The sequence below is a fragment of the Lyngbya sp. CCY1209 genome (assembly GCF_055795065.1).
In genome coordinates this window covers 1-621 of sequence record NZ_JAYFER010000328.1, presented here as the reverse complement: position 1 = coordinate 621, position 621 = coordinate 1, and the positions used below count along the sequence as shown (strand labels likewise).

1 protein-coding gene is annotated in these 621 nt (G+C 46.1%); it reads right to left on the bottom strand.

Annotated elements, in window-relative coordinates; genetic code table 11:
• A partial coding sequence (locus AC0QHF_RS09550) for a reverse transcriptase N-terminal domain-containing protein (protein WP_324703976.1) occupies positions 1-621 on the bottom strand: 621 nt, incomplete at both ends.

Below are 621 nucleotides of genomic sequence, written 5' to 3'. Positions count from 1 at the left end.
AATGAAGTTTGGATAGCAGGTAATCATGGTCAATCTGGTCGAAACATTTGGCAATGTCGGCATCGAGGACGTAGTATTCCCCTTGATTAATTGCGACAAATATTCTGCCGATTGCATCAAGGGTTGAGCGTCCGGGTCGAAACCCATAGCTTGTCCCCTCGAATAATGGTTCCCAGTAAGGTTCCATTGCCATTTTGACCACGGTTTGCTTGGCTCTGTCTCGGATTGTTGGGATTCCCAGGGGACGTTTTTCATCCCGTCCGGGTTTTGGTATCCAGACTCTCCGTAACGGTTTGGCTTTGAAGTTTCCTTTGATTTCCTCAACAAGTTCAAACCTTTGTTTTGGGGATATTGCTATTACTCCATCCACTCCGGCTGTCTTCTTGCCTTGGTTGTCTTGGGTTACTCGCCTTACCGCTAGTAGCCTCACGTAATATGACTTCAAAAGGAGTCTCTGCAACCTTCTAGCTTTTGCATCTTGTCCCGATTGAGCCGCTTGATAGATACGTTTTTGCAACTTGAAAACCATCCGCTGGACTTTTGTCCAATTGATAGCTCTCCATGCATTCTTAGTGACCATTGGTTTCGGTTTGCCGAATCCTTTAGTTTGACTAGACCTCG